The organism is Streptomyces sp. SM18 (assembly GCF_002910775.2).
Classification (GTDB): Bacteria; Actinomycetota; Actinomycetes; order Streptomycetales; family Streptomycetaceae; genus Streptomyces; species Streptomyces halstedii.
Map to the genome: position 1 here is coordinate 356,665 of NZ_CP029342.1, position 21,642 is coordinate 378,306.

The window sequence follows — 21,642 nt, forward strand, 5'->3', positions numbered from 1 at the left end:
GCGGGTCAGTCGGTGGTGCCGGGTGCGGCGGCGGGCCGCGGGGCCGGGTCCGTCGTGGGCGTCTCGCCCCCGTCGGCGGCGGGCGAGAGCGCGGCCACGATCGCGTCCGCGGTGTCGTCGGGTTCCGGGCTGATCAGGCCGACGAGGAGGTAGACCACCAGCGAGGTGGCGAGCGGGGTGACGATCACGAGCGTCTGGTCGGCGCTGTCGAGCACGAACTTGACGAGGACGTAGCCGAGCAGGCCGAGCGCCCAGGAGGACAGGGCGGCGCGGGGCCCGAACCGCCGGAAGGCGGGGAGCAGTCCGAGCAGCATCGGGATGGAGATGGGACCCATCACGGCCGCGACCAGTCCGACGATGATGCCGAGGACGCCGCCGAAGTGGTCGGCCTCGACGGCGACGACCATGCTGACGGAGATGAAGACGACGGTGCAGACGCGGGCCAGGAGGAGCGCGGTGGCCGGGGACAGGTCCCTGGCGCGGCGCACCACGGCGGGGATGATGTCGCGGGTGACGACCGCGGAGACGGCGTTGGCGTCCGACGAGGCCATCGCCATGGTGTGGGAGAACATCCCGGCCAGCGTCAGGCCGACCAGCCCGGCCGGCAGGTAGGACTCGGCCATCAGCGCGTAGACCTTCTCCGGGTCGGCGATGTCCGGCATCAGGACGGCGGCGGCGACCGGCGGGAACAGCAGCACGGCCGGCCACACCACGTACAGCAGGGCGGAGAGTCCGGCCGAACGGCGGGCGGCCTCCGGGGAGTCCGTGGCCATGTAGCGCTGGGCCAGGTTCCACATGCCGCCGTTGTACTCGAAGAGCTTCACGACGACGTACGCGCCGAGGAAGGCCGCGGTGTAGGGGCCGACGAGCGGCTTCCCGTGCCCGTCGGGCAGCCGGTCCCAGAGGGTCACCAGGCCCGCCGGTCCGTCGCCGAGCCGGTCCAGGACCACCCAGAGCATCGCGAGGGCGGCGAGGCCCTGGATGAGGAACTGCCCGAAGTCGGTGAGGGCGTCGGCCCACAGCCCGCCCACGGTGCAGTACAGCAGGGTGACGATCCCGGTGAGCAGGATGCCGACCGTCATCGGCACGCCGGTGAAGACGTTCAGCAGCACGGCCACGGACGCCCACTTGGCGGCGACGTCGAACACCTTGAGCAGGGCGCCGCTCCAGGCGAGCGCCTGCTGGGTGGGTATGTCGTAGCGCCGGGCGAGGTACTCCAGCGGTGAGGCGACCGCGTACCGCCGGCGGAGCCGCTGCCAGCGCGGGGCGAACAGCCAGGCCCCCACGGCGGTGCCGAAGGCGAGGGGCAGGAACGCCCATACGTAGACGGTGATGCCGTAGCTGTAGGCGATCGCGGCGTACGCGACGAAGACGGCGGCGCTGTAGCCGGACATGTGGTGGGAGATGCCGGAGAGCCACCAGGGCATCTTGCCGCCGCCGGTGAAGTAGTCGCTGACGTTGCCGACGCGGCGGTGCGACCAGAGGCCGATGAGCAGCATCACCAGGAAGTAGCCGCCCAGGGCGGCCCAGTCGAGCATGGCCATCGAGAACTCCTTGCTGTGCGTCGGGCGCGCCGCGGCGGGCGGGGGTGCCGCCGGCCGCGGCGGCCTACCAACGGGGCGATTTCTTCTCGTAGTCGGGGTCGATCCGGCGCATGTATCCGGTGTCGTCCCGGTTGCGCAGTCCGCACGTGAGGTACTGCTCGTGGAGCCGGGCGAGCGCGTCAGGGTCCAGTTCGACGCCGAGTCCCGGACCGGTCGGGACGCGTACGGCGCCGTCGGTGAAGCCGAGGACACCGGGGACCACCACGTCCTCGCTCTTCCACGGCCAGTGGGTGTCGCAGGCGTGGGTGAGGTTCGGGGTGGCGGCCGCGAGGTGCGTCATGGCGGCCAGGCTGATGCCCAGGTGGGAGTTGGAGTGCATGGACAGGCCCATGCCGAAGGTGTCGCAGATCCCGGAGAGCAGCCTGGAGCGGTGCAGACCGCCCCAGTAGTGGTGGTCGGAGAGCACCACCCGGACCGCGCCCCGTGCCACGGCGGGCGCCAGGTGTCCGAAGGCGACGACGCACATGTTCGTGGCGAGCGGGACCGGGGTCTCGCGGGCGACCCCGGCCATCCCGTCGAGCCCCGGGGTGGGGTCCTCCAGGTACTCCAGGACGCCTTCCAGCCGACGGGCCACCTCGATCGAGGTGGGCACGGTCCAGGCGGCGTTGGGGTCCAGCCGCAGCGGCACCCCGGGGAACGCCTCGCGCAGGGCGAGGACCGCCTGGATCTCCTCCTCGGGCGGTCTGACACCGCCCTTCAGCTTGATCGCGGTGAAGCCGTACTCGGTGATCATGCGCCGGGCCTGGGCGACGAGGGCCTCCGAATCCAGCGCGGCTCCCCAGTCGTCAGGGGCCTCTCCCGGGTGCCCGGCCCACTTGTAGAAGAGGTAGGCGCTGAACGGGACGCGGTCGCGGACCGCGCCGCCGAGCAGATCGCTGACGGGCCGTCCCGCCGCTTTGCCCTGGATGTCCAGGCAGGCCACCTCGAAGGGCGAGAAGACCCGGTCGACGGCGCTGCTGGTGGTGATCATCCCGGTGAGCCCGGATCCGTCCGTGCCGCTGTCGCCGGCCAGCAATCCGGCCAGTGCGCGGTGCATCGCGCCGAGCGCGTACACGTCCATGCCGGTGAGGGCGTCCGCGGCGGCCCGCAGGCGGCGCAGGTGCCCGTCGTCGGCGTAGGTCTCGCCGAGACCGGTCAGGCCCTGGTCGGTGGCCACCTCGACGATCGCCCGCAACGCGAAGGGTTCGTGGACGCCGACCGCGTTCAGCAGCGCCGGGTCCCGGAAGGCCACGGGTGTGATCGTGACGCCGGTGATCCTGATGTCCGTCATGTCCGTCGCCTCTTCCTCCGCCGTGGGGGGGGTGGCCGGCCGGGCCGACCACGGCTTTTGACCTGTTCATGACATTCTTCTCTCCGGAAGGCCGCCCGGAGCGGGCCGTCCGCACGCCCGCGCCGGACCGCCTTCGAAAGTTTCGGCGCCGGCTTCCGGCGGGGCGGCCGCGTCGCTCGCGGCCGCCCCGGCCGTCAGTCCGCCGCGGACACCGGGGCGGACGAGGTGGCGCAGACCAGGGTGCGCCGGTGGTCCACGGTGCGTTCGGGGCCGGTGAGGCGCAGCCGGACCGTCCGGCGGACGTCCGCCGGATCGCTGGAGGCGGCGAAGCGCAGCTCCAGGTCGCCCGGTTCCACGATCCGGGTCCCGCGGGTCCCGGTGAAGGAGACCAGGTCCGCGTGGAAGCGGAAGCGGACCCGCCGCGACTCCCCGGCGGCGAGCGGCACCCGCGCGTAGCCGATCAGCCGCGACTCGGGGCGTGTGGTCTGGGCGACCGGGTCGTGGACGTAGAGCTGCACCACCTCGGCGCCGTCGCGGTCGCCGGTGTTGGTGACCGTGAGACCGAGGTCCGTCCCGCCGTCGGTGGGCAGTTCGTCCGGCGCCCCGGAGACCGGTCCCCAGGCGAACGAGGTGTACGACAGTCCGTGGCCGAAGGGGTGGAGCGGGGTCGGGTCCAGGTTGCTGACCCCGCCGGCCCGGCCGAGCGGCGGCTGGAGGTACGTCCACGGCTGGCCGCCGGGGCTCCTCGGGATGCCGACGGGCAGGCGGCCGGAGGGGTTGACCCGCCCCGACAGGATCCCGGCCAGCGCCGGTGCGCCCTCCTCACCGGGGAAGAAGGCCTGCACACAGCCGGCCAGCCGGTCCGCGTGCGCGCCGAGCGCGTACGTACGTCCCGTGAGGAGCACCAGGACCACGGGGGTTCCCGTCGCGAGGAGCGCGTCCAGCAGTTCCGTCTGGCGTCCGGGCAGCGAAAGGTCGGCCGCGTCGCAGCCCTCCCCCGAGGTGCCGCGGCCGAACAGTCCGGCCCGGTCGCCGAGTACGGCCACGCACACGTCGGCGTCGGCGGCCAGCTCCGCGGCCGGGGTGATGCCGGACGTGTCGTCCCCGTCCACGTCGCAGCCCTGCCGGAAGTCCAGCCTGGCCCCTGGGAACTCCTCGCGCAGCGCGTCCAGCAGCGTGGGGATCTCGATGCCCCTGGGGATGTCCGGGTAGGAGACGCCGACATGGCTGGGGAAGGAGTAGCAGCCGAGCATGGCCAGCGCGTCGTCGGCGCGCGGGCCGACGACCGCGATCCGCCCGGTTCCGGCCAGGGGCAGGGCGCCGTCGCGGTTGGCCACCAGGACGCAGGAGCGCTCGGCCAGTCGTCTGGCCAGCGCGCGGTTGCGCGGCGGGTCGAGGTCGACGGCGCCGCGTGCCCGTTCCGGCTCCACCCCGTCCAGGGCGGAGGGCAGGGCGGTGCCGGCCGGGTCGAGGAGGCCGAGTTCGCATTTCTGGAGCAGTACGCGGCGCAGGGCCCGGTCGACCAGTTCCTCGGGGACGGATCCCTCGCGTACGGCGGCCACCAGGGCGTCGCCGTAGCCGCGCACGGTGGGCAGTTCGACGTCCACCCCGGCGGTCAGCGCGAGGCGGGCGGCGTCGCCGCGGTCGGCGGCGACCTTGTGCAGCGTCTCCAGGAAGCCGATGCCGAAGTAGTCGGCGACGACCGTCCCGGTGAACCCCCAGGTCTCACGCAGCAGTCCGGTGAGCAGGGCCGGGTCGGCGGCGACCGGCAGACCGTCGATCTCGGCGTAGCTGTGCATCACCGAGCGGACGCCGCTCTCGCGTACCGCCATCTCGAACGGCGGCAGGATGACGTCGGCCATCTCCCGGGCCCCCGCCCTGACCGGCGCGAGGTTGCGGGCGCCGGCCGAGGCGGAGTACCCGGCGAAGTGCTTGAGGGTGGCGACGATCCCGGCGGACTCCAGGCCCTTCACATAGGCCGTGGCGACGGTGCCGACCAGGTAGGGGTCCTCGCCGATGGTCTCCTCGACCCGGCCCCAGCGCAGGTCGCGGACCACGTCCAGGACGGGGGCGAGCCCTTGGTGGACGCCGACCGACCGCATGTCCTCGCCGATCCGCCGTGCCATCTCGGCGACCAGCTCCGGGTCCCAGGAGGCGCCCCAGGCGAGCGGGACGGGGTAGGCGGTGGCGCCCCAGGCGGTGAATCCGGCCAGGCACTCCTCGTGGGCGAGCGCGGGGATCCCGAACCGGCCGGCCTCGGCGATACGGGCCTGGGCGCGGGCCAGCGCGACGGCTCCGACGCCGGGGTCCACCGGGGCGGTGCCGAACGGCCGGGTGAGCTGGCCGAGTCCGCGGGTGGTGATCTCCTCGAAGTCGACGGGGTCGACCATGTCGTTCTGGTGGGGCGCGACTCCGTCGCCCTCGGCGTCGGCGCCCACCCAGATGCCGTACAACTGGGCGGCCTTCTCCTCAAGGGTCATCCGAGCCGCCAGATCGGCGACCCTCTCCTCGGGGCGCAGCGCGGGGTCGCGCCACGGGCCGTCGGCGTCGGGGACCTGCTCGGCCCGTCGGGCGGGCGGGACGGGGTGGATTGCCATGGCGGCGGGGGTTCCTCTCATGAGTGCGGTGGTACGGGCGGCGGGTGTCCTACTTGCCGCCCACCCCCATCAGTCCGTTGATCAGCGCGCGCCGGGCCACGAGGTACACGAGGAAGATCGGCACGACGGAGAGGACGATCGCGGCCAGGACCGCGGGGATGTTCACGCCGAACTGGGTCATGAAGTTGAAGAGCCCGAGCGTCAGGACCCGGTTCTCCTCGGACTGCGTGAGGATCAGCGGGAACAGGAAGCCGTTCCACGCCTGGAGGGCCGAGAAGATCGCCACGGTGGAGATGCCCGCCTTGGAGAGCGGCACCACCAGCTGCCAGAGCATGCGCAGGGGGGTGGCGCCGTCGAGGGACATCGCCTCGTACATCTCCTCGGAGACGTCGCGCATGGTGCCGCTGAGCACCAGGACGGCGACCGGCATGGAGAAGGCGGCCGTCGGCAGGATGATCGCCCACAGGGTGTCGTACAGGCCCATCTTGCCGATCAGCAGGTACAGGGGCACGATCACCGCCTGCGCCGGGATCGCGACGCCCAGCAGGAACGTCCGGAAGGCGAGCGACGAGAGACGGCTGCGGGTGCGCACCGCCACGTACGCCACGGGCACGGACAGCACCAGCACGAGGGCGACCGTGACCACGGCGACGAGCGCGGTGTTGCCGAGCAGGCTGAGGAACCCGCTGTCCAGCACGGTGCGGTAGTTGTCCAGGGTCGGGTCCGTGGGAATCGCCAGCGGCTCGCCGTTCAGCGCCTGGTCCTGGCGCATCAGGGAGGCGGAGACCAGGGTGTAGAGCGGGACGACGACGATGACGAGCCAGACCAGCGAGCCCAGGCCGGCCAGCGGGTTGCCGAGCCGCGCGCGGCGGCGGGCCGGGGCGCCGCCGGGACGGGACGCGACCGGGGAGCCCTGCCGCGGTGCGACGGGGCGGGTGTCGAGCGACATGGCGTCACATACCTTCCCGGGTGGACCGCATCGAGCCGAAGCCGGTGAGGCGGACCATGAGCAGCGAGATGCCGGTGGCCACGATGACGAGCGCGGTGGCGATGGCCGCCGCGTAGCCGAGGTCGTAGGTCTGGAAGCCCGTCCGGTACATCAGGTAGGGCAGGATCGTGGTGTCCGTTCCGGGGCCGCCCCTGGTCATGATGAGCACGGTGTCGAAGTAGGTCAGCGAGCCGACGATCATCAGGACCGAGGAGGTCGTCATGGTGTGCCGCAGTTGCGGCAGGGTGATGTGGAAGAACTGCCGCACCATGCCGGCCCCGTCGATGGAGGCGGCCTGGTAGAGGACGTCCGGGATCTGCCGGGCGCCGCCCTGGTAGATCAGGGTGTGGAAGGGCATGAACTGCCAGCCGCCGACGAAGGCCACGACGAGCAGCGCGCCGGTGGAGGACCCCATGACGTTGGGATCGACACCGATCCAGGGGCCGATCGACTTGATGACGCCGAAGTTCGGGTCCAGGAGGGCGCGGAAGAGCATGGCGATGGCGGTGGTGGAGAGCAGCAGCGGGATGAAGAAGACCGCCGACAGGACGGCCCGGCTGCGCTGGCGGCCCGCCGCCCAGACGCCCAGCAGCAGGGCCACCGGTGTCTGGAAGACCCAGCTGATCGTGGTGAGCAGGAGGCTCAGCCAGGCGGCCTGGCCGAACTCGGAGTCCTTGAACAGCCTGGTCCAGTTGTCGAGGCCGGTCATGGTCGGGGAGTTGAGCCCGTCCCAGTCGCAGAACGAGAGGTAGACGGCGATCCCCAGCGGGACGATCGCGAAGACGACGAAGAAGACGATGCCGGGCACGGCCCAGCCGACCGGCGGGCGGCCGACGTTGCCGACGGCCGCCTTCCGGTCTCCGCGCCTCTTCGCCGCCGGAGTGTGGTCGGACATGTCTACTTGGCGGCCTTCATCGCTTCGACGAACTGTTCCGGACTCGTCTTGCCGGCGAACAGCTTGCTGATCTCGGTGAGCAGCGGGGTGGCGTACTTCGACTCAAGGGCCTGGTCCCACGAGAGGGTGAAGCTCGGGGCCTTCTCGACCATCTGGTACTGGTCGGTGGCGAACTGCGGGTTGGGCGAACCGCTCAGCATCGAGGCCGCGTTGGACGTGGTGGGGACGTCTCCGTTGTCGACGAGGTCCTGCGCGTAGGTCTCCGAGGCCATCGCCTTCAGGAACTCGATCGCGACGTCCTTGTGCTTGGTACGGGAGTTGACGGACCAGTAGTTGGTCGGGTTGCCGACGATGTTCGCCGCGTCGCCCACCCCGCCGGCCACCGTCGGGAAGGTGGTCCAGCCGAGGTCCTTCTCGGCGAACTCCGGGGCCTTGCCCAACTGGGTGGAGTACTCCCACGAGCCCATCAGGTGCATGGCCGCCTTGCCCTTGCTGAGCAGGGTCGGTGCCGCGCCGCTGGCGTAGTCGACCGAGTTGAAGTTCTTGCCGAAGGCGCCGTCGTCGATCAGCTCCTTGACCGTCTGCGCCGTCCTGAGGACCGCCGGGTCGCCCCAGCCGTCGGTGTCGCCGTCCTGGATCTTCCGGAAGACCTCGGGGCCGCCGATCCGGTCCAGGAGGTACTCCATCCACATCAGCTCGGGCCACTTCTCGGCGCCGCCGAGGGCGAAGGGCGTGATGCCGGCGTCCTTGAAGGTGGTGATGGCCTTCTGGAGGTCCTCCCAGGTCGTGGGGGGCTCCAGCTTGTGCTGGGCGAAGAGGGACTTGTTGTAGAAGAGCATCACCGGCTGCATCCCGCGCATCGGGACCCCGTAGATCTTCCCGTCGAGGCCGCCGGCCGTCATGATCGAGGGGATGAAGCCGTCCTTCAGCGTGGCGTCGTCGTTGACCGCGGAGGTCAGGTCGGCGACCTGCCCGGCGTCCACGTACGGCTTGATGGAGCCCGCGCCCCAGTTGTAGAAGATGTCCGGGGCGTTGGGCGAACCCATGGCGCTGCGGAGCTTGTTGACGTAGTCGGTGCCGGGAACCGGGATCAGCTTTATCTTGACGTCGGACGTCTTGTTGAAGGAATCGACCGCGGCCTGCTGAACCTTGACCGCGTCGTCACCGTAGACATAGGCGGTGAGGGTTCCGCCGTCCGATCCACCGTCCCCGGAGCCGCAGCCGGCCAGCAGGCCCGTCATCGCCATCGCCGCGGCGGTGGCGGCCCATCTCGTCGTACGTGTGCCCTGACTGAAAATCCCCGACCGCATGACCGCACCTCTGTCGAATGTTTCGGTGTGCCTCTCGAATGTTGCCGGAACCGTACGGTCGTGTTTCGAGCCCGTCAAGAGGGTAGGACCAAGGATTTACGTTCCTTGCCCCGGCACCTGCGGGACGGGATCTGCGGCTACGATTCGTGCATGAGCCCTGCAAAGGTCCAGCCCCCACAGGAGAAGGCGTCCGTCGGCGGGTCGTCGGAGAGCACCGCCACGCTGGCGGAGATCGCCCGAGCGGCCGGAGTTTCGGCTCCGACAGTTTCGAAGGTGCTGAATGGCCGTGCCGACGTCGCCCCCGGCACGCGTACGAAGGTGGAGGAACTGCTGCTCCGGCACGGTTACCGCCGCCGCCGCGGCGCCTCCCAGCAGTCCCAGCTCATCGACCTGGTCTTCCACGAGCTGGACAGCGCCTGGGCGATGGAGGTCGTCCGGGGCGTCGAGAACGTCGCCCGGGAGGAGGGGCTGAGCCTGGTGCTCTCGGAGAGCGCCGGCCGCCTCACCCCCGGCCAGACGTGGGTGGACGGCGTCCTGGCCCGCCGCCCGGCCGGTGTGATCCTGGTGCTGTCGGACCTCGACGCCGCGCAGCGCGCCCAGCTGAACAGCCGCGCCATCCCGTTCGTCGTGGTCGATCCGGCCGGGGACCCGGGGGACGACATCCCCTCCGTCGGCGCCGCCAACTGGCAGGGCGGGCTGGCCGCCACCCGCCATCTGACGGGACTGGGGCACCGGCGCATCGGGGTGATCGGCGGCCCGACCCGGATGATGTGCAGCCGCGCCCGGCTGGACGGCTACCGCGCCGCGCTGGAGACCTCCGGCCTGCCGATGGACTCCGAGCTGGTCCGCGAGGGCGAGTTCCACCACGAGGACGGCTACCGGGCGGCGCTGGAGCTGCTGCGCCTGCCGGAGCCGCCCACCGCCGTCTTCGCGGGCAACGACCTCCAGGCGCTCGGTGTGTACGAGGCGGCCCGTGAGCTGGGCCTGCGCATCCCGGAGGACCTCAGCGTGGTCGGCTTCGACGACCTGCCGGTCACCCGCTGGGTCGGTCCGCCGCTCACCACGGTGCGTCAGCCGCTCATCGAGATGGCGGAGACCGCCGCCCGTCTGGTGCTCGACCTCGGCCGGGGCCGGCAGCCCGCGACCACCCGGGTCGATCTGGCGACCAGCCTGGTGGTCCGCAGCAGCACCGCCCCGCCGGCCGCCACGGACTGACGAGCCTCGCCGGCGGTGTCCCGGGCCGTGCCCGGGGCGCCGTCGCCGGTGCCCGGGGCACCTCGCGCACTCAGTCCGGGTCGCCCGGCCGGTTCCGTCTCATGCCTCCCGGGGTCCGGCGGGCCGGCTGACGGTCCATGGCCTGAGCCCCGATCACGGCCATCAGGAGCAGCGCCCCGCAGACGTACGCCACCAGGACCGGGAAGCTGATCAACGGGTCGGACGTCGACGCGCCCACCAGGTCGCCGGGGTCGCGCAGGATCTCGTGACGGTCGCCGGGACGGGTCCCCGGGCCGCACCGCTCGCTGCCCCGGAGCCACGAGGAACGCCCCCGCTCGTCCAGGACCTCGCAGGTGTACGTGGCGCCCCCGGTCCGCCCGTCCCTCCCCTGCCTCACCTCGGTGACCGTGACCCGCACATGCTCCCCGCGCCGGTCGAGGACCGCGCTGCGGAAGCCGTACGGGACCATGACGAGCAGGAAGACCACAAGCAGGAGCAGTCCCGCCAGGTGCCTCTTACGGGACACGCCGAGAAGCAGCGGCAGACCCAGCAGGACAACCGCGAGGGGCACTCCGAGGCTGAGCAGGTAGAGGGAGGGCGCGTTGTGCAGGAGATCGGTCAGGACGCCGCCGCCGGTGACCAGGAGCCCTCCGCCCAGTCCGAGGAGCGCCCCCACCGGCCGGGGCCGACGCGGGGTCCATGAGCCCGGCTCGCTCAGCGCCGTCCACAGACGTCGGCCCGTTGCCATGAGCAGCCCCCTCGCGTCGACGCGGCCGTCGCCGCCCCCGTCACTCAGGATTCCCGACTCGCTCGCCCGTCACGCGCGTTCCTCGTGTCGGCCGGAACATGGCGGCCCTCGGTCCGCGCGTGCCGAAGACGGCCGCGACGGCGTGGAATCCGGCACGCCGGACCCGGCGGCCACACCCTCGCGGCCCTCCCGACCCGTCCCGGAACACGCCCTAAGGCAGCGACCAGTCCACCGGCTGCGCCCCGGCGCGGGTCAGGTACTCGTTGGTCCGGCTGAAGGGGCGGGACCCGAAGAAGCCGAGGTCCGCGGATCTCGGGGACGGATGGGCGGACTCGACCGCCGGCAGGTCGCCGAGCAGGGGCCGGAGGTTACGGGCGTCGCGCCCCCACAGGATGGACACCAGGGGGGTGCCTCGCGCGACCAGGGCACGGATGGCCTGCTCCGTCACTTCCTCCCAGCCCTTGCCCCGGTGCGCCGCGGGCTTGCGGGAGGCCGTGGTCAGCGCCCGGTTGAGCAGCAGCACCCCCTGCCGGGTCCACGGCGTCAGGTCGCCGTTGGAGGGGTGCGGGAGACCGAGGTCGGAGTGCAGCTCCCGGAAGATGTTCTCCAGGCTGTCCGGCAGCCGCCGCACGTCGGGCGCCACCGCGAAACTGAGGCCGATGGCCATCCCCGGTGTGGGATAGGGGTCCTGTCCCACGATCAGGACCCGCACCTGGTCGAAGGGCTGCTGGAAGGCGCGGAGTACGTGCTGCCCGGCCGGCAGGTAGGTACGGCCCGCCGCGATCTCCGCGCGCAGGAAGTCGCCCATCACCGCGACCTGTCCGGCCACGGGACGCAACGCCTCGGCCCAGCCGGGCTCGACAAGTTCACTCAACGGTCGTGCTGCCACAGGGAGTCACCCTACCGGCCCACACGGACACATGTGATCACGAGGGTCCCCGGACCCCGAAGACGCCCGGACCCGGGGCCCGCACCGGCCGGCGGGCCGGCGCCCGGGACAACGGCCGGGCGCGCGGATAGGGTGCCTGTCGTCGTCCCACTCCCTTCCCTTCCGGAGCCGGTTCATGAGGTCGCGCAGACATACGCCCGGGGCCGCTCCGCGCCCGGCTCCCCCGGCCTCCCACCCCGCGCGGCGGACATGACGGGCGGCCCGGACGCGTTCGTCCTCGGGGTGGACTCCGGCGGCTCCGGACTGCGGGTGGCGCTCGCGAGGGTGGACGACGGCGAGCGGGGCACGCCCGCCGCCTCCACCGTCCTCCGCGCCGGACCCGTACGGACCGGGCCCTCGGGCATCGACGCGGACCATCTGCTCGCCCAGGTGCTCCCCGCGGCCCACGAGTCGCTGGCCGCGGCGGGACCGGGAGCGACCCTGGCCGCGGCGGCGGTCGGCGCCGCCGGGATGGCAACGCTCGGCGCCCAGTTGCGGGACCGGTTGCCCGGCGCGCTCGCCGACGCGCTCGGCGTACGCCGCGTGGCGCTGGCCGCCGACGCGGTGACCGCGTACGCCGGTGCGCTCGGGCAGCGCCCGGGGGCGGTGGTCGCGGCCGGCACGGGTCTCATCGCGCTCGGCACCGACCTGACGGTGTGGCGCCGGGCGGACGGCTGGGGCCATCTGCTGGGCGACAGCGGCGGCGGCGCCTGGATCGGACGGGCCGGGCTCGACGCGGCGCTGCGCGCCCACGACGGGCGGCGGGGCGGCTCCACGGCCCTGCTGGCGCGGCTGGAGGCGGTGTTCGGTCCGGCGGCCGGACTTCCCGGCCTGCTCTACCCGCGCGCGGACCGTCCCGCGCTCCTGGCCTCCTTCGCGCCGGAGGTGGCCGCATGCGCCGCCGGGGACGAGGTCGCGGCGGGCATCCTGCGGGCGGCCGCGGCACACATCGCCGAGGCCGCCGCCGCGGCCTGCCCGCCGGACCTGAACGGCGAGAGTTACGAAGTGGCGCTGACCGGCGGCCTGTTCAAGACGGGCGACCCGCTGCTGGTGCCGCTGCGCGCCGAACTCGCCCGTCAGGTACCGCGGGCACGGCTCGTGCGGGCGGCGGGCGATCCGCTGGCGGGCTCGTTGGAGATCGGCCGGGCCCTGGCCCGTTCGGAATTGCGGCTTCCGCCCCATCCGACCCTGTTGTTCCTGCCTGAAGGGGCGTAAGAGGTCCGCGGGGGCACCCACGGAGCCACGCAACAGACATAAACGGACAGATGACGCCTGACCACCCCCTCCCCGAACAGAGAGGTACCCAAAACCAGTAGCATGCGGCGCCATGAGCACCCCCACTGGGCCCGCTTCCGGCCTGCCCGTACGAATGCCGCGACCTCGCCAGTCCGGACGGCACCGCCGCCCGGAGCCCGTGGTCGCACCCGAGGGCGCGGCGGCGCTCGTCCTCGCCGTTCCCGGTACCCCCTCCTCGGCCACGCGCAGCCTGGCCGAGGAGGTGATCAGCATCGCCCGTTCCGAGCTGCCCGGTCTGCACGCGCGGATCGGCTACCTCGACGGTGACGACGACGAACATCCCGCGCTCGTCTCCGTACTCACCGATACCGCTGCCGAGCGCACCGCGCGCTACGAGCAGGCCGTCGCCGCCGGCCGCGACGTGTCCGCGCCCGAGGGCCCGTCGGCCGTCGTGGTGCCGCTCCTCGCGGGGCCGGACAGCGCCATCGTCCGCCGCATACGGCAGGCGGTCATGGACAGCGGCACGCAGGTCGAGCTGACCGATGTGCTGGGCCCGCACCCGCTCCTCGCCGAGGCCCTGCACGTGCGCCTCTCGGAGGCCGGGCTGGCCCGCGCCGACCGCGCGAGGCTGTTCACCGTGGCCACCGCGGCCGACGGCATCGTGCTGGCCACGGTGGGCGGCGAGGAGGCCGTCCAGGCCGCCGGGATCACCGGCATGCTGCTGGCGGCGCGCCTCGCGGTGCCGGTGATGGCCGCCGCCCTGGACGTGGACGGCTCGGTCACCGCGATCGCCGAGCAGTTGCGCGGCGCGGGCGCCGCGCAGCTCGCGCTCGCCCCGTACCTGGTGGGGCCGGAGATCGACGCGAGCCTGCTGGAGGCCGCCGCCAAGGAGGTGGGCTGCGCCACCGCCGAGCCCCTCGGCGCGTACCCCGCCATCGGCAAGCTCGTCCTCTCGCTCTACGCGACCGCGCTCGGGATCACCCCGGCGACGCCGCAGGGGGCACCGGCGCACTGACCGGCGCCGTACGGGCGGCACGGACCGGCTCGGCCGGACGTGCCGCCCGCGCCTGTCGCGGGTCAGGCGAACACCACGCAGGAGGCGGCCGGGACCTCGATCGAGCCGGCATGGGCCGGGACGCCCGTCTCCGCGTCCACGGCGAACCAGCTGACGTCGCCGGAGCGCTCGTTGGCCGCGTACAGCCACTGCCCGGTCGGATCCAGGGCGAGGTCGCGGGGCCAGCGGCCGCCGCAGCCCACGGACGCGGCCAGGACCGGCTTCTCGGCCGTCTCGTCGAGGGTGAGCACGGAGATGCTGTCGTGTCCGCGGTTGGCGGTCCACAGGAAGCGGCCGTCCCGCGCGACGACCACCTCGGAGGGGTAGACGCGGCCCCCGTCCCCGGCCACGGCGCCTTCGGGGACCACCGGCGTCTCGCCGACCGGGTCGAGCTCCCCGGTGACCGCGTCCCAGCGGCACACGGTCACCGTGGGCACCAGCTCGTTCAGGACGTAGAGGTGTCGCCCGGACGGGTGAAAGGCCAGGTGCCGGGGGCCGCTGCCGGGCCGCAGCGCGGTCCGCGCGTGCGGCCGGAGCGACCCGGTGCCGGGGTCGAGCACGCAGACGTGTACCGAGTCGGTGCCGAGGTCGACGCCGAGCACCCAGGCCCCCGAGGGGTCGGGGAGCACCTGGTGGGCGTGCGGCCCCTCCTGGCGGTCGGGGTCCGGCCCCCGGCCCTCGTGCACGAGCACCCGGGCGGTGGGTCCGGGCGAGCCGTCGGCCTCGACGGGCAGCGCCGTGACGCTGCCCGAGCCGTAGTTGGCGGTGACCAGGTGGTCCCCGGCGACGGCCAGGTGTGTGGGGGCGCTCCCGTCCACCGGCCGGATCCGCCCGATCGGCCGGGGCGCGCCGTCACCGTCGAGGGTGAACGCGCCGACGGCGCCCCGCGCGGTCTCACTGACGGCGTACAGCACCGGGTCGCCCGTGGCGGGGGCGCGGCCGAGGGCCAGGAAGGACGGGTCGGGGACGGCGTCGGTGGTCCCGAGCACGGTCAGCGCCCCGGTGTCCCGGTCGACGGCCGCGGCGGTGACGCCGTGCCCGCCGGCCGAGGTGAACGACCCTATGTATGCCCGCCCCGCACTGTTGCCGCCCATCGGCCACCCCTCCGCACATCCGTCGCGATCTTCCCTCTCGACGGTAGCAGGCCCCCTTTCTTGGTCTAGACCAAGAAAGGGGGCCTGCTGACGGGCGCCGGACGGCCCGCGTCAGACGCCGGCCAGGGGAGCGCGCGGGGGGCTGTGCAGCGGTGCGGCGAGGTCGGCGAGGGCCCGTTCCAGACCGTGCAGATGAGCGAGCGCGGGTCCGGGACCGGTGAGCGGCGAGGCCCCCTCGGCGACGGCCGCCCGGTGGGCCTGGGAACGGTGGGCCTGGGCACGGTGACCCTGGGAACGCCGGGCGACGGGACGGTGGGCGGTGAGCGCTTCCACGGAGGCCTCCACACGTCGGCAGGCGGCGCCGAGGCGCTCGTCGTGGGACGCCTCCGGGTCCGCCGCGACGGCCGCCAGCCCCCGTACCTCACGTGCGCACGCGTCCAGCAGCGCGAGGACCCGCCGGGCCCGCGCCTTACGGGCACGCAGCGGGCTCAGCGGGTGGACCAGCGGGGCGAGCGACAGCCGTACCCGTCCCAGCAGCGCCTCCAGTTCGGCGACGCGCGGGGCGGGGTCGGCGGCCGGAGAGCCCGCGAGCCGCGCGGCGGCCTCCTCGGTGCAGGCGTGCACACAGCGCAGGGCCCGCTGGATCCACCCGTCGGTCGTGGCGTGGGTCGTGACGGGCAGGACGACCAGCACCGCCAGCACCGCACCGAGCGCGCCGATCGCCGTCTCGGCCAGGCGCAGGACGAGCAGACTGGTGTCCAGCACGCCGAGCACCCCGTACAGGGACCCGGCCAGCACCGTGACCGAGAGCATCATCCAGGTGTACGAGACGGGCGCCGAGTAGAAGATCCCGAAGACGCAGACCGCCACGAGGACGGCGGTGGGGACGGCCGCCCCGTGCAGCGGTACGACCAGGGCCACCCCCACACCGAGGCCGATGAGGGTGCCCAGGACCCGGCGGAAGCTCCTCACCAGCGTCTCTCCCCGGGACGTGGTGTTCACGAAGACCCACCAGGTGGCGCCGACGGCCCAGTACCAGCGCTGGTCGGAGAGCAGCTGTCCCGCCAGGAGCGCGAGGGCGGCACCGGCGGTCGCCTGGACCGCCTGCCGGGTCGTCGTCCGGCCGAGGCCCCGTCCGCCGGACAGCGGCGGGACGGCGGGCGCGGGCGGAGCGTCCCGTTCGAGACACCACAGCCCGAAGCGGACCGCCGAGGCCGCGGCCAGGGAGAGCGCGATCGCCGCGTACAGCTCGGGCAGTTGCTCCGGCGTCGTGTGGAGGAACTGCGCGCTGAAGAAGGTCATGAACGCGAACACGCCGAGGGCGTGGCCGCGCGGCCCCCAGCGGCGCGCGTACACCCCGAGACCGACGACCGCCAGCAGCGCCGCGTCACGCGCCGCCGGATGGCCGTGCAGACCCGCCGCCACGGCCAGCACCGGGAATCCGGCGGCGGGCAGGGCGGCCGTCGTGACCGCCTGGTCCCGCACCGTGGCGTCGGTGACGGTGAACAGGGCGAGCAGCGCGGCGAGCCCGCCCGTGACGGCGGCGGCGAGCGAGTGGCCGGCCAGACCGCAGAGGGCGACGGCGGCCCCGATGCCGAGGACGGCCCTGGTCGCGGTGCGCAGCCGCAGCCGCCCCGGGTCCGGAGCCATGAACGCCTTCTTCTCCACGGTCACCTGTACTTTCGGCACGAGAAAGGCGCCGCGGAGGTCCGCAGCGCCATTGGATCCATATCTCACCATCCACGGAACTACTGGTTCAACTCGGCCTGTCAGCTCTGTACCAGTGGCACAGTACGATGCCGGGAATTACCGCCGCGGTCCTGCCAACGGCCGCCTCCCCGCCGCGAAGGGCCCCCGACCCGTCCGTCGCACGCCTGGCCGGTGTCCGCCGGGCGGGCCCGCGTCCCGTGCCCGGTAGGCTGCGTCCGGGCGGGCCGAGGGCCCTCCGGTCGGCAGGAGGCAGTCGGAACATGGCGGTGGACGTCCTCGACACCCGCATCCTTCGGCTGCTCATCGAGCAGCCGCGCACCAGTGTCCGCGAGTACGCGCGGATCCTCGGGGTCGCGCGCGGCACGCTCCAGGCCCGGCTGGACCGGCTGGAACGGGACGGTGTGATCACCGGCACCGGACCGTCCCTCTCCCCCGCGGCGCTCGGCCACCCCGTGCTGGCCTTCGTCCATCTGGAGGTCACCCAGGGGCACCTGGACGAGATCGGGGACGCGCTCGCGGCCCTTCCGCAGATCATCGAGGTGTTCTCCACCACCGGGGGCGGCGACCTGCTGACCCGGGTCGTGGCACGGGACAACGGCCATCTGGAGGACGTCATCCAGCAGTTGATCCAGCTCCCGGGCGTGGTGCGGACGCGCACCGACGTCGCCCTGCGCGAGCGGGTGCCCCACCGGGTCCTGCCGCTGGTCGAGGCCGTCGGCCGGGCGGCCGGCGGTTCCGGGCGCCCGTCCGCCGCCACGGGGGCCTCATGAGCCCCGCCCCGTCCCCCCGGGTCCTCTTCGACCTCGACGGCACCCTCGTCGACAGCGAGCCGAACTACTACGAGGCGGGGCGCCGCCTGCTCGCCCGGTACGGGGTCCACGGCTTCGGCTGGGAGGAGCACACCCGCTTCATCGGGGTGAGCACCCGCGAGACCCTCAACGCCCTGCGCGCGGAGTACGGGATCGACGCCCCGGTGGACGAACTGCTGGCCGGCAAGAACGCGCTCTACCTGGAGCTGGCCGGGACCTCCACCGAGGTCTACCCCGAGATGCGGCTGCTGGTGGAGGAGCTGCACGCGCGCGGGGTGCCGATGGCGGTGGCCTCGGGCTCCTCCCGGACCGCGATCGCGGCGGTGCTCGCGGTGACCGGGCTGGACGCGTTCCTCCCGCTGTACGTGTCGGCGGAGGAGGTGGCGCGCGGGAAGCCGGCGCCCGACGTGTTCCTGGAGGCGGCCCGGCGGCTGGGCGCCGGACCGGCTTCCTGCGTGGTGCTGGAGGACGCGGTGCCGGGCGTCGAGGCGGCCCGCGCGGCGGGCATGCGCTGTGTGGCCGTCCCCTACGTCGAGGCGACCGCGGACGACCCCGCCTTCCGCGGCGCCGACCTCCTCTTCCCGCGCGGGCAGCGGGAGTTCACGGCCGCCGCCGTGCTGGAGCGGCTGACCGGCGGGTGGGGCGGGGCGCTCCGGCCGGTGCCGCGGGCCCCGGACCGGCCGTCCTGAGGGCGATCGTGGACGGCCGGGCGAACACAGGTCCACGGGACCGATAAGCTGATCATGTCGCGCACCCCCACGCACCGTACCGAGCCGTCGAGGCCGATGAGGTCGCCGCCGCGGCAGTCGGAGAGCAGGCCACAGTTCGAGATTGGTGTGCACAGGTGCTGGTAGCTGGTCGGTACCGTTTGATATCCCCCATCGGCCGTGGCGGTATGGGTGAGGTGTGGCGGGCGACGGACGAGGTGCTGGGACGGGCCGTCGCGGTGAAGCTGCTGCTGGGCGACCACGCCGACGCCTCCTCGACCGCCCGGTTCCGCCTGGAGGCGCAGACCGCCGCGCGGCTGAGCCACCCCCACCTGGTGGCGGTGTTCGACTTCGGGTCGTGGGAGGACCGTTTCTATCTGGTGATGGAGCTGGTCGAGGGGCAGAGCCTGGGAGACCTGCTGGAGTCCCAGGAGATGGTCGACCCCGAACAGGTCGCGCACATCGCCGGCCAGGCCGCCGCCGGGCTGGCCGCCGCGCACCGCCAGGGCATCGTGCACCGCGACATCAAGCCCGGCAACCTGATGCTGGACGCCGAAGGGTCCGTGAAGATCGGGGACTTCGGCATCGCCCAGTTCGTCGACGACCCCTCGACCGCGCTGACCACGGCCGGCCACATCGTCGGCACGAGCCTGTACCTCGCCCCGGAGCGCGCCCTCGGCCGGACGGCCGACTCCGCCTCGGACATGTACTCGCTCGGCTGTGTCATCTACCAACTCCTGGTCGGCCAGCCGCCGTTCCGCTCGGACACGGCGACGGCGACGCTCTACCAGCACGTGGACACGCCACCCGTCCCGGTACGGCAGCGCGGGGTGGACATCTCCCCCGCCTTCGACTCGTACCTGCTGGGTCTGCTCGCGAAGAAGCCCGAGGACCGGCCGAGCGCCCAGCAGGTCTCCGACTGGTTCCGCACCGACGCCTGGCGGGGGCGCCCCGAGCCGCTGCCCCGGCACCGGACCCCGTCCGCGCAGCCCGCTCCCCGGACGGCCTCCCCCGCTCCCGCCGCCCCCGCGGGCCCGGCGACGTACCGGCTGCCGCAGCCCTCGGGCCGCAGACGGGCGGCGCCCCCGGCGCGGGCCGCGAGAGCCGCCACCACCCGCAGGATGAGCGCGGGCGAGGCCATCCGCCGCCGCCCCCGGGTGGCCAGCGCCGTCGCCGGGACGATCGCGTTCATCGCGGCGGTGTACCTCGGTACGGTCCTCTTCTCGCCCGATTCCGGCACCGGGGGCACCCCCGCCCCGTCCACCGGGGTCGAGTCACCCGCCGCCGGTCCCGCCGAGGACGGACCCCAGCAGGGCGGCGGTCAGCAGGGCGACGACGAGAACGAGGACGAGGCGGACGAGGACGAGTAGGTCACCAGCGGCCGTGCGTCTCCGCGCGGATCCGCTGGTCGTACAGCTCGCGTACCGCGTCCAGGGTGCTCTGCGGGAGCGCCGGCAGTGCGGCCGCCGCCGCGTTGGCACGCGCCTGCTCCACCGAGCGCGCACCCGGGATGACGCTGGTGACGCCCGGCTGCTGGATGATCCAGCGCAGCGCCGTCTGCGCCGGGGTGGCGCCCTCGGGGGCGAGCTCCGCGAAGCGGGCGGCCGCGGCCACGCCGGTCGCGTAGTCGATGCCGGAGAAGGTCTCCCCCTGGTCGAACGCCTCGCCGTGGCGGTTGTACGTGCGGTGGTCCTCCGGTGCGAAGACGGTGTCCGCGGTGTACTTGCCCGACAGCAGCCCGGAGGCCAGCGGGACGCGCGCGATGATCCCGACCCCCGCCTCGACGGCCGCGGGCAGCACCTCGTCCAGCGGCTTCAGCCGGAACGGGTTGAGGATGATCTGGACGCTCGCGACGCCGGGCCGCGCGATCGCGGTGAGCGCCTCGGCGCAGGTCTCCACGCTCACCGCGTAGGCGGCGATCCGCTGTTCGGCGACGAGGGTGTCGAGCGCGTCGTAGACCGCGTCGGACGCGTACACGGCGGTCGGCGGGCAGTGCAGCTGGACGAGGTCGAGGGTGTCGACCCCGAGGTTGGCGCGCGAGCGGTCGTTCCAGGCGCGGAAGTTGTCAAGTACGTAGTTCTCCGGGACCTGGTCGGCGCGCCGGCCCATCTTCGTGGCGACGAAGACGTCCGCGTCCGGCCGGTCCTTGAGATAGCGGCCGATGAGCTGTTCACTGCGGCCGTCGCCGTACACGTCCGCGGTGTCGAAGAAGGTGACGCCCGCCTCGACCGCGGCGTCCAGGACACCGAAGGCGTCGGCCTCCCGCACCTCGCCCCAGTCGCCGCCCAGTTGCCACGTGCCCTGTCCCACGACCGATACGTCACGGCCGGTCCTGCCGAGTATGCGCTGCTCCATGCGGGTCATGCTACGTCGGTGCGCGCCGCGCGAGGCCTTCCCCGGCGCCCGTACCGGAAGGGCTCTCCGGTACGGGCGCCGGGGGTGGCGCGGCGGCGTCAGCCGTCGGTGGTCACCCGGACGTAGTCGACGACGAGCTGCTGGGGCAGGGGGGTGCTGCCGTCGGGGTCGCCGGGCCAGTAGCCCCCGACGGCGAGGTTGAGGATCAGGAAGAACGGCTTGTCGAAGACCCAGCGGTTGCCGTTGAGGTCGGCCGGGGTCCGCTGCTGGTAGACGGTGCCGTCGACGGACCAGGTGACCGAGTCGGGGGCCCAGTCGACCGCGAAGGTGTGGAAGTCGTCGGCGAAGGCGGCCCCGCCCGGCAGGGTGTAGCCGGCGCCGATGCCGCCGGAGCCGGAGTAGCCGGGGCCGTGCAGGGTGCCGTGGACGGTACCGGGCTCGAACCCGACGTTCTCCATGACGTCGATCTCCCCGCTCTCGGGCCAGCCGACGTCACCGATGTCGGCCCCGAGCATCCAGAAGGCGGGCCAGATTCCCTGGCCGCGCGGGATCTTCATCCGGGCCTCGACGTGCCCGTAGGTCTGGGTGAAGCGGCCGGCGGTGTTCAGGCGCGAGGAGGTGTACTCGCAGGTCCCGTACCAGCACTGGTAGTTGCCCGGGTTCTCCTTGCGGGCGGTGATGACGAGGTGGCCCTCGCCGTCGAGGACGGCGTTGTCGGTGCCCGGTGTGTAGTACTGCCGCTCGTGGTTGTCGACGTTGTCGCCGGTCTCGGTCTGCCACTTGCCGCCGTCCACGGCGGAGCCCGCCGGTCCGTCGAACTCGTCGGCGAACACGACGGCGGCGGACGACGCGGTGCCGCGGGCCGTGGCGGCGCGGTCGGAGGCGGGCGAGGCGGATGCCCCGGCGGGTACGGCGGCCAGCAGGGCCGAACAGCAGAGCAAGGACAACGCGTACAGCGTGGCCCGGCGCGGCCTGGCCGCCGGCCTGTGGTCGTGGGGGGAGGTGGTCACGGGCGTCTCATCTCTTCCGGAGGCGGATCACGGAACATGAGTGGGGTCATGCTCCTGACATCTCGCGCCGAGAAGTGAACACGGGACGAGCCCGCCCCGGCGCGGATGCTTC

The 21,642-nt window shown here is 73.3% G+C and carries 18 protein-coding genes; 6 read left to right on the forward strand and 12 right to left on the reverse strand.

The window, feature by feature from the left end; genetic code table 11:
* Positions 1-5: 5 nt before the first annotated feature.
* From B9S64_RS01555 to B9S64_RS01580, 6 genes are all read right to left on the reverse strand, one after another.
* Complete coding sequence (locus B9S64_RS01555; protein ID WP_103488896.1) at positions 6-1,544, reverse strand: sodium:solute symporter family protein; 1,539 nt, start codon at positions 1,542-1,544, stop codon at positions 6-8.
* Between the two features lie 64 nt (positions 1,545-1,608).
* Positions 1,609-2,874, reverse strand: a complete 1,266-nt coding sequence (locus B9S64_RS01560; RefSeq protein WP_103488895.1) for a glucarate dehydratase family protein — start codon at positions 2,872-2,874, stop codon at positions 1,609-1,611.
* Between the two features lie 194 nt (positions 2,875-3,068).
* Positions 3,069-5,471 carry a glycoside hydrolase family 3 N-terminal domain-containing protein gene (locus tag B9S64_RS01565; protein WP_103488894.1) on the reverse strand — a complete coding sequence of 801 codons (2,403 nt, stop codon included), beginning with the start codon at positions 5,469-5,471 and terminating at the stop codon, positions 3,069-3,071.
* Positions 5,472-5,520: 49 nt separating this feature from the next.
* Positions 5,521-6,420 (reverse strand): carbohydrate ABC transporter permease, encoded by a 900-nt coding sequence (locus B9S64_RS01570; protein WP_103488893.1) that lies wholly within the window; start codon positions 6,418-6,420, stop codon positions 5,521-5,523.
* A gap of 4 nt (positions 6,421-6,424) precedes the next feature.
* Entirely contained in the window at positions 6,425-7,354 is a 930-nt protein-coding gene (locus B9S64_RS01575) for a carbohydrate ABC transporter permease (RefSeq protein ID WP_103488892.1), read from the reverse strand.
* Between the two features lie 2 nt (positions 7,355-7,356).
* Positions 7,357-8,601, reverse strand: coding sequence for an ABC transporter substrate-binding protein (locus B9S64_RS01580; RefSeq protein WP_258037689.1), 1,245 nt, complete (start codon positions 8,599-8,601; stop codon positions 7,357-7,359).
* 213 nt (positions 8,602-8,814) lie between these two features.
* On the opposite strand from B9S64_RS01580, the gene B9S64_RS01585 reads away from it, so the two are divergent.
* On the forward strand, positions 8,815-9,879 hold the full coding sequence (locus tag B9S64_RS01585; RefSeq protein WP_103488906.1) for a LacI family DNA-binding transcriptional regulator: 1,065 nt from the start codon (positions 8,815-8,817) through the stop codon (positions 9,877-9,879).
* Positions 9,880-9,949: 70 nt separating this feature from the next.
* Here B9S64_RS01585 and B9S64_RS01590 read toward each other — a convergent pair whose 3' ends face one another.
* Positions 9,950-10,627 (reverse strand): hypothetical protein, encoded by a 678-nt coding sequence (locus tag B9S64_RS01590; RefSeq protein ID WP_146060043.1) that lies wholly within the window; start codon positions 10,625-10,627, stop codon positions 9,950-9,952.
* A gap of 211 nt (positions 10,628-10,838) precedes the next feature.
* Positions 10,839-11,516 (reverse strand): uracil-DNA glycosylase, encoded by a 678-nt coding sequence (locus B9S64_RS01595; RefSeq protein WP_103488889.1) that lies wholly within the window; start codon positions 11,514-11,516, stop codon positions 10,839-10,841.
* Positions 11,517-11,765: 249 nt separating this feature from the next.
* Here B9S64_RS01595 and B9S64_RS01600 point away from each other — a divergent pair, with 249 nt between their 5' ends.
* Both B9S64_RS01600 and B9S64_RS01605 read left to right on the forward strand, forming a co-directional pair.
* A complete protein-coding gene (locus tag B9S64_RS01600) occupies positions 11,766-12,770 on the forward strand; it encodes an N-acetylglucosamine kinase (RefSeq protein WP_109491943.1) in 1,005 nt (334 codons plus the stop codon).
* Between the two features lie 112 nt (positions 12,771-12,882).
* Entirely contained in the window at positions 12,883-13,806 is a 924-nt protein-coding gene (locus B9S64_RS01605) for a sirohydrochlorin chelatase (protein ID WP_103488510.1), read from the forward strand.
* A 62-nt stretch (positions 13,807-13,868) separates the two neighbouring features.
* Here the strand turns inward: B9S64_RS01605 and B9S64_RS01610 are convergent, their stop codons facing one another.
* Together B9S64_RS01610 and B9S64_RS01615 are read right to left on the reverse strand one after the other, a co-directional pair.
* On the reverse strand, positions 13,869-14,939 hold the full coding sequence (locus B9S64_RS01610; RefSeq protein ID WP_103488509.1) for a lactonase family protein: 1,071 nt from the start codon (positions 14,937-14,939) through the stop codon (positions 13,869-13,871).
* 111 nt (positions 14,940-15,050) lie between these two features.
* Positions 15,051-16,589, reverse strand: a complete 1,539-nt coding sequence (locus tag B9S64_RS01615; RefSeq protein WP_374936018.1) for an FUSC family protein — start codon at positions 16,587-16,589, stop codon at positions 15,051-15,053.
* A 320-nt stretch (positions 16,590-16,909) separates the two neighbouring features.
* Here B9S64_RS01615 and B9S64_RS01620 point away from each other — a divergent pair, with 320 nt between their 5' ends.
* The 3 genes from B9S64_RS01620 (at position 16,910) to B9S64_RS01630 (ending at position 19,535) form a co-directional block, all read left to right on the forward strand.
* Positions 16,910-17,419 (forward strand): Lrp/AsnC family transcriptional regulator, encoded by a 510-nt coding sequence (locus tag B9S64_RS01620; protein ID WP_103488508.1) that lies wholly within the window; start codon positions 16,910-16,912, stop codon positions 17,417-17,419.
* Positions 17,416-18,147: an HAD family phosphatase gene (locus tag B9S64_RS01625; RefSeq protein WP_103488507.1), complete on the forward strand. Its 732-nt coding sequence runs from the start codon at positions 17,416-17,418 to the stop codon at positions 18,145-18,147. The genes B9S64_RS01620 and B9S64_RS01625 overlap by 4 nt, the downstream gene beginning before the upstream one ends.
* A gap of 206 nt (positions 18,148-18,353) precedes the next feature.
* Positions 18,354-19,535: a serine/threonine-protein kinase gene (locus B9S64_RS01630; RefSeq protein WP_258317465.1), complete on the forward strand. Its 1,182-nt coding sequence runs from the start codon at positions 18,354-18,356 to the stop codon at positions 19,533-19,535.
* 1 nt (position 19,536) lies between these two features.
* On the opposite strand, the gene B9S64_RS01635 is transcribed toward B9S64_RS01630, so the two are convergent.
* Entirely contained in the window at positions 19,537-20,529 is a 993-nt protein-coding gene (locus B9S64_RS01635) for an aldo/keto reductase (protein WP_181012438.1), read from the reverse strand.
* An 89-nt stretch (positions 20,530-20,618) separates the two neighbouring features.
* A complete protein-coding gene (locus B9S64_RS01640) occupies positions 20,619-21,530 on the reverse strand; it encodes a family 16 glycosylhydrolase (RefSeq protein WP_103493546.1) in 912 nt (303 codons plus the stop codon).
* Positions 21,531-21,642: the final 112 nt, after the last annotated feature.

Coding starts and splice junctions, on each gene's coding strand:
- B9S64_RS01615 (WP_374936018.1), bottom strand. CDS start 16,589: ATGGCTCCGGACCCGGGGCGGCTGCGGCTGCGCACCGCGACCAGGGCC.
- B9S64_RS01610 (WP_103488509.1), bottom strand. CDS start 14,939: ATGGGCGGCAACAGTGCGGGGCGGGCATACATAGGGTCGTTCACCTCG.
- B9S64_RS01620 (WP_103488508.1), top strand. CDS start 16,910: ATGGCGGTGGACGTCCTCGACACCCGCATCCTTCGGCTGCTCATCGAG.
- B9S64_RS01560 (WP_103488895.1), bottom strand. CDS start 2,874: ATGACGGACATCAGGATCACCGGCGTCACGATCACACCCGTGGCCTTC.
- B9S64_RS01570 (WP_103488893.1), bottom strand. CDS start 6,420: ATGTCGCTCGACACCCGCCCCGTCGCACCGCGGCAGGGCTCCCCGGTC.
- B9S64_RS01590 (WP_146060043.1), bottom strand. CDS start 10,627: ATGGCAACGGGCCGACGTCTGTGGACGGCGCTGAGCGAGCCGGGCTCA.
- B9S64_RS01555 (WP_103488896.1), bottom strand. CDS start 1,544: ATGGCCATGCTCGACTGGGCCGCCCTGGGCGGCTACTTCCTGGTGATG.
- B9S64_RS01565 (WP_103488894.1), bottom strand. CDS start 5,471: ATGGCAATCCACCCCGTCCCGCCCGCCCGACGGGCCGAGCAGGTCCCC.
- B9S64_RS01630 (WP_258317465.1), top strand. CDS start 18,354: ATGGGTGAGGTGTGGCGGGCGACGGACGAGGTGCTGGGACGGGCCGTC.
- B9S64_RS01605 (WP_103488510.1), top strand. CDS start 12,883: ATGAGCACCCCCACTGGGCCCGCTTCCGGCCTGCCCGTACGAATGCCG.
- B9S64_RS01625 (WP_103488507.1), top strand. CDS start 17,416: ATGAGCCCCGCCCCGTCCCCCCGGGTCCTCTTCGACCTCGACGGCACC.
- B9S64_RS01635 (WP_181012438.1), bottom strand. CDS start 20,529: ATGACCCGCATGGAGCAGCGCATACTCGGCAGGACCGGCCGTGACGTA.
- B9S64_RS01600 (WP_109491943.1), top strand. CDS start 11,766: ATGACGGGCGGCCCGGACGCGTTCGTCCTCGGGGTGGACTCCGGCGGC.
- B9S64_RS01580 (WP_258037689.1), bottom strand. CDS start 8,601: ATGGCGATGACGGGCCTGCTGGCCGGCTGCGGCTCCGGGGACGGTGGA.
- B9S64_RS01575 (WP_103488892.1), bottom strand. CDS start 7,354: ATGTCCGACCACACTCCGGCGGCGAAGAGGCGCGGAGACCGGAAGGCG.
- B9S64_RS01585 (WP_103488906.1), top strand. CDS start 8,815: ATGAGCCCTGCAAAGGTCCAGCCCCCACAGGAGAAGGCGTCCGTCGGC.